We start from the raw sequence: 5,719 nt of genomic DNA, 5'->3' as shown, positions 1-5,719 counted from the left end.
GGGAGCCGGTCGACGAGCGCGCCGGCGGTGATGTCCGGGTAGCGATTGGCGCCCGCCGCGGCCTCGGCGATGGCCGCCGCCACGCTCGGCAGCGGGCCCGCGGTGGTCTCGTTGGACGCGAGTTTGACCGCGCCCGGCACGGAGGCGCCCGGAATGTAGGCGGGGATGGCGTCGAGGTCGCTGCGCACGTCGGGGGACATGACTACAGGGTAGGACCACCCCCTGCGGGCCCGGTGTCCGGCCGTTTTGCGCACCGGCCCGGCCTGTGTGTACTGTAATTCCTCGTTGGCTCAGCAGAGCCTCCAGGAGGCGTGCCAGAGCGGCCGAATGGGACTCACTGCTAATGAGTTGTCCTCCTCAAAGGGGACCGGAGGTTCAAATCCTCTCGCCTCCGCCATGCCGGGGATCCGGGTGACCGGATAGCTGGCACGACAGAAGAATATTGCGCCCGTAGCTCAATGGATAGAGCACTTGACTACGGATCAAGAGGTTAGGGGTTCGAGTCCCTTCGGGCGCACAGAAGGAACGCCCCCGTCCACGCGGACGGGGGCGTTCGCCATTTCCGGCCTGCGGTGTTCACGCGGCGTTCGCGGCCCCCCGCCGGTATGCGCGCAGGGTCTCGATCTGATCCCAGACCACGATCACCCAGATCGTGGCGATGATGCTCCAGCGGATCGCGGTGGTCGCCGTGCCGCCGTCGTCCGGGACGAGATCGGGGTGGATCACCGAGTCGTGGCTCAGCACCAGGACCGTGAGGAAGACGCCGAAGACAACGTCGACCACCACGTCGATGCCGAGCCGCGCCGGTGACCTGCCCGGCCTCACCAGGCGCCACACCTGGACGAGCGCCAGCGCTCCGATCAGCAGCACGTACCCCGTGAACCACCTGGTGGGGATGGCGGGGTTCACGAGCGGTTCGCCGCCGTTGAGATGGCCGATGTACAGGAACGTCGACGGGACGAACGGCACCGCGACCAGGATGGCCAGCATCACCAGCGACACGACCGCGTCGACGCGGGTGTCCGCCCCGCCACGGGGCCCGTCGAGGTGCGCCGGGTCCCAGGTGGGGGTCAGGGTCAACGGACTGCGTTCGCCCTCCGGGGTCGTCCGCTCGATGATCACCACCACGAGCGTCCAGGCCGCGAAGGCCCACAGCAGGGCGGCGGCGACGGAGCTGACGAGTTGGCCGATGAGGTCGCCGAGCTCCGGCTCCGCGGTGGTCGAGACGTAGAGGATGCTGCCGGCCAGGGCGGCGATGACACCCACGACGGGCAGGAGCCACCGCAGTACCCGAGCCCAGACCGGGTAGACCTCCGGCCCCACGAGGTACTGGCGGGCGCCGGCATAGCGGCGAGCGAGTTCGGCCGGGTCGCCCAGTCGCACCAGGACGGCGCGCTCGGCGGAATCGCGGTCGGCGGTCCCGGCCGGCTCGGTCCCGCTGGCGTCGTTCACGGCGTCGGGTTCGGCGGCGACCATGTCGGCGATGGTCGCGGCGATCTCCGAGGAGATGTCGCCACGCTGGTCTTCGGGGAGGTGGCGGACCACCTCGGAGATGTAGCGATCGGTCAGTGTGGACATCACGCGTCCGCCTTCCGCAGATCGGTGTAGCCGGCACCCAATGCCAGCCACTCGGCGTGCAGGCGCTCGGCGGTCTCGGTGCCGAGCGCGGTGGTCTCGTAGTACTTGCGGGGCCTGGGCTCCTCGGTCCGCCACGTCGAGGTGAGCAAGCCCTGTCCCTCGAGGCGGCGCAGCAACGGGTAGAGGGTGTTGGCCTCGGTGGCGATTCCCGCCTCGGCCAGCGTGGTGAGCAGGGCGTACCCGTACCTGGGCGTCCGGCAGGCCAGCAAACTCGCCAGGACGACCGACCCGCGCCGGAGCTCCTGCAGGTGGGTGCCCAGTGCCGCGTCCGCGTCGTCGCCCATGCGGCACACGTTAGTGTGTGGCACACACTATGTAAATGGCGCACAGCCTCGGCGCGGGCCCTCTCGCTCCACCCGCTGCACCGCGACACTCCGCCATCGACCGGCCCTGACCGGCCCTGACCTGCGGTGCCCTGAAGACGGTGTGCAGGGCACCGCAGGTCGGGAGGCCGCGGCCCGGCGCACTGCCGGGTTGCGGGACTGCGTGGGGTCTCGCGGTCGACGCGTCAGGAAGCCGGCGAGGCTTTGGTTTTCTTGACCCGCACCCGCTGGTAGGGGGCAGCGACGGACTCGCCGATCGCCTGCGCGATGAGGTCCTCGGCGGTCCGGTTCTTCCGCGCGAGTGTGGCGACGAGCTTGGTGAACCGGGCCCCGCGGGCGAACTCCTTGGCGCTGCGGTCCTCCACGGCGAAGAACAGCTTGGCCTTGTCGGGGAGTAGCGACAGCACGCCGTTGAGGATCTGGCGGGTGACCCACCTGGCCACCGGGCCCTTCGCGTCCGGGTGTCGGAGCGAGTGGCCGGCCATCGCGGCGAAGATGGTCAACGCCTTGGTGTCGAGGCCCTCGGTGACGTACTGGTCGACCGCTGCGAAGGTCTCGAGGTGCGGGCCGGGGACGTGCAGTTTGTCCGCGCCGATGTGCGACTCCATCACCAGGCGGTCCGCGTCCGCGGCGCTCAGGCCGGGGCCGAACTCCTGGTAGCCCCGAACGGCCGACCAGATGTACGTCCACCACGTCCACCGCATCCATTCCGGCTGCTTGGCCTCCTCCGCCTCTCCGGTCTCCGGGTTGGTCCAGGTCGCCATCTCGTGGAGGTGGTCGACGCGCTTGGTCGCCGCGTCCGCGTGGGCGGTGTCGGCGAAGACCGAGTCCCGCAGGTAGGCGGCCGTGCGGTCGAACCGGGCGGCCATCTCGTCGGCGCCCTCGCTGGTCAGCGAGACCCGATCGAAGTGGGTCATCATGCCCGGTTCGAGCATCTGGAGGAAGAGCGCGTTCTTGGCGCCGAGCCCCGAGGCCGGGTCCGAGAACACCCGCCAGGAGATGCTGTCGGGGCCGTAGTGGCCGTCGTCGGAGCGAGGGGCGTCGGAGAGCCGCAAGGGCACGCGGGTGTCGGTCATGGAGTCACCTTCGGGTTCGGTGGATCGGGGGGGAATGGTCGGTGAGAGCCCGACCGACACCGTCGATAATAAGTCCTTCATACTTCGTGCCGGCGCAGACGGTGAGGAAGGTCCGCGACCGCGCGCCGCGAAACGGCTGTCTCGAGGGGGCCTCGCCCGACGAACACCGCCCAGAGGGCGCACCCGGCCGTCACCCCGAGAGTCATCGGCCAGAACGGGTCCAGGGCGCGGAAGTCGCCCATCGGGTCGAACTGTCGGCCCTCGGCGCGCGCGATGGCGATCCACGCCGCCCAGACGAGGAGATGTGCGGTGTACGCGGTCAGGGGCATCGCGCCCAGCACCCGTACCGGCCGGAACAGCCACCGCAGCCGCGTCCCGCCGATAAGGATGCACACCCCGATGACCGCGAGTGCGAATCCCATGGACCCGACCGCCTCCCCCACGCCCGACGAGTGGGGCCCGTCCCGGAGCCGCGACAGAAACCACAGTCCGACCTCTGACCGCGCGCCGTCGTCGCTCGAGGAGGCGGTGGCGGCCCCACGAACACCCGGCTCGAGGCCGGGACGGTGATCGTCGACGCGGAGGGGTGAGCGCGGAGGAGTGAGCGCGGAGGGGTGAACGGCCACGGGCCGGGGGTGGGACGCGAGAGTACGACGACGACGAGGTCGGCCGCTTCGTAGGCTGTGCCGATGGCTCAGCCCGCGCGAGAGGCGCTCCGCCGCAACGCCGGCCATCTGGCGTCGGTGGCCCTGGTGCTCATGTGGAGCTCGGGCTATGTCGGCGCGGAACTCGGGATCCGGGCCGACGGGACCCCGCTGCAGCTGCTGGGCTGGCGGTTCTCGATCCTCGGCGTGCTGTTGGTGACCGTCTGCCTCGTGCTGGGGGTGCGGTTGAACGATCGCGCGGCGTGGACGCGGCAGGCGGTGTTGGGCCTGTTCAGTCAGGCGTTCTTCCTGTTCATGATCTTCGAGGGGGTCTCCCGGGGCGTCGACGGCGGCACCGCGGCGCTCATCGCCGCGCTCCAGCCACTGCTGGTGGCGACGGTGGCGGGCAGGGTCCTCGGCGAGCGCACGACGGCCGGCATGTGGGTCGGCATGGTGCTGGGGATGGCGGGCGTCGTGGTGGTGGTCTCCGGCGGTCTCGACGCGGGCGCCGCCCCGTGGTGGGCGTACCTGTTCCCGGCGGCGGGCATGCTCAGTCTGGCCACGGGCACGGTTCTCACGCAGCGGCTGCGGCCCTCCGAGACGCTGCTGCAGTCGATCACCATGCAGTCCGTCGTCGCGGGGGTCACCCTGATGTCCGCGGCTCTGGTGACCGGCCAGGCGGCGCCCGTGGCCGAACCCGACTTCTGGGCGGCGGTGGCCTGGCTGGTGTTCCTGTCCACCCTGTGTGGGTACGTCCTCTTCGTCTTTGTCACCCGCACCCGTGGCGCCACCGTCGCGAGCGTGCTGCTCTACCTCACCCCGCCCACGACCATGGTCTGGGTGTGGCTCATGTTCGGTGTCCCGATCACCCTCCCGGCCGTGGTCGGCATGGCGATCAGTGCGGTCGGCGTGACCCTGGTGCTGCGGTCGCGGGCGGCGCGGGACGCCTCAGCGCGCGCGCCGGAAGAGCGCGGCCGGGCGACCGCGTAGGGCCGTGGACAGCGCCACCTCGCCGTCGTCGTCCAGGACGGGTTCCAGGTGCGGTCGCATCCGGCGCGCGAAGTTGTCCTTGTGCAGTTCCTCGCCGATCACGGCCTCGTGCACGCGACGTAGTTGGAGCAGCGTGAACGGTTCGGCCAGGAAGCCGTCGGGGTCGGGGCCCACGTCGACGTAGCGCAGGCGGATCTCGTAGAGCTCGCGGACGTCGCGGATCGCGGCGTCGACGATCGCGTCGTGGTCGAACAGTAGCGACTCGATGCCGTCGAGTCGGCCGTCCGCGGTGACGCGGGTGAGTTCGCCGTTCGCTCCGGCCAGCGCGGACTCGGGCAGGGGGAGCGCGTGGGCGGCGGAGACGGCCCACGTCCGCTCGTCCCGCCCCGGGTCGTCGAAGAGCCGCAGCAGGCGCGGACGGATGGTCCCGTGTGGCGCGATCCGGACCTTCTCGCGGAGTACGTGGTCCGCGGTCTCGGCGACGGTCGTCCGCTCGCGCAGGAACGCGCCCGGGAGCGCGCGACCGTCCGGATTCCGGCGTGATTGCGTGAATACCCGCAGCTCGGGGTCGGTGCCGCCGGCCCCTGTCACGGTGAGGATCGCCAGGTCCACGGCCACGGCGGGCCGGGGGAACTTATCGAGATCGGACATGGCCTTCACTTTAGCGCGATTGGCGTGCTAATGTTTAGCGCGCCTGGAGTGCTAAAGGAGTGGAGGGGTCATGGGAAGTCGACGAGACGACGGCATGGACGGGGTCGGCGGCGAGGCCACCGAGTGCGCATGGGGCGTGTTCCTGGACACGCTGATCCTGCGGATCGGTGCTGTCGGGGACGGCGGCGCGCTGGCGCTGGTGGCCCCGCCCGGGCCGGAGGGGTGGAGCCAGCAGCTCGTCGTCCGGTCGGACCGTGGTCGGGGATTCATGTGGGTCACCCGCGGGATCTCCGGCAGCACGGCGGCCGAGGAGGTCGTGGCCAGCGCCGGCGCCGACGGGGCGTTCGCACTGGCGGACGCGATCGTCCGCGTGGCGCGCGAGGACCTGCGGTTGCCG

The 5,719-nt window shown here is 70.9% G+C and carries 7 protein-coding genes, 2 tRNA genes and 1 pseudogene; 4 read left to right on the top strand and 6 right to left on the bottom strand.

Annotated features, from left to right (window positions below):
• Positions 1–200 (bottom strand): annotated as a pseudogene (locus G6023_RS10880) (aminotransferase); the annotation flags it as partial.
• Between the two features lie 105 nt (positions 201–305).
• Here G6023_RS10880 and G6023_RS10875 point away from each other — a divergent pair.
• Positions 306–397: transfer RNA gene (locus tag G6023_RS10875), tRNA-Ser, on the top strand.
• A 47-nt stretch (positions 398–444) separates the two neighbouring features.
• A tRNA-Arg gene (locus tag G6023_RS10870) sits at positions 445–517 on the top strand.
• Between the two features lie 59 nt (positions 518–576).
• On the opposite strand, the gene G6023_RS10865 is transcribed toward G6023_RS10870, so the two are convergent.
• From G6023_RS10865 to G6023_RS10850, 4 genes are all read right to left on the bottom strand, one after another.
• Positions 577–1,578, bottom strand: a complete 1,002-nt coding sequence (locus G6023_RS10865) for an HAAS signaling domain-containing protein (RefSeq protein WP_069390444.1) — start codon at positions 1,576–1,578, stop codon at positions 577–579.
• The gene (locus tag G6023_RS10860; protein ID WP_069390443.1) at positions 1,578–1,922 is read right to left on the bottom strand and encodes a PadR family transcriptional regulator; all 345 of its coding nucleotides are present in this window, start codon (positions 1,920–1,922) and stop codon (positions 1,578–1,580) included. Before G6023_RS10860 ends, G6023_RS10865 begins: the two co-directional genes overlap by 1 nt.
• Before the next feature lie 224 nt (positions 1,923–2,146).
• Positions 2,147–3,037, bottom strand: a complete 891-nt coding sequence (locus tag G6023_RS10855; protein WP_163375328.1) for an oxygenase MpaB family protein — start codon at positions 3,035–3,037, stop codon at positions 2,147–2,149.
• Between the two features lie 77 nt (positions 3,038–3,114).
• Positions 3,115–3,459, bottom strand: a complete 345-nt coding sequence (locus tag G6023_RS10850; RefSeq protein ID WP_146776241.1) for a hypothetical protein — start codon at positions 3,457–3,459, stop codon at positions 3,115–3,117.
• Positions 3,460–3,726: 267 nt separating this feature from the next.
• On the opposite strand from G6023_RS10850, the gene G6023_RS10845 reads away from it, so the two are divergent.
• Positions 3,727–4,671 (top strand): DMT family transporter, encoded by a 945-nt coding sequence (locus G6023_RS10845; protein WP_067714715.1) that lies wholly within the window; start codon positions 3,727–3,729, stop codon positions 4,669–4,671.
• On the opposite strand, the gene G6023_RS10840 is transcribed toward G6023_RS10845, so the two are convergent.
• Complete coding sequence (locus G6023_RS10840; protein ID WP_069390440.1) at positions 4,630–5,322, bottom strand: NrtR DNA-binding winged helix domain-containing protein; 693 nt, start codon at positions 5,320–5,322, stop codon at positions 4,630–4,632. The two genes, G6023_RS10845 and G6023_RS10840, sit on opposite strands and share 42 nt — an antisense overlap.
• 70 nt (positions 5,323–5,392) lie before the next feature.
• Between G6023_RS10840 and G6023_RS10835 the strand changes: the two genes are divergently transcribed.
• Positions 5,393–5,719, top strand: a 327-nt coding sequence (locus G6023_RS10835) for a hypothetical protein (RefSeq protein WP_182635490.1), incomplete at its 3' end; no start/stop codon positions are given.

It is taken from the genome of Dietzia sp. DQ11-71 (assembly GCF_014144995.1).
GTDB lineage: Bacteria > Actinomycetota > Actinomycetes > Mycobacteriales > Mycobacteriaceae > Dietzia > Dietzia kunjamensis.
This window is presented reverse-complemented; position numbering and strand designations above follow the sequence as displayed.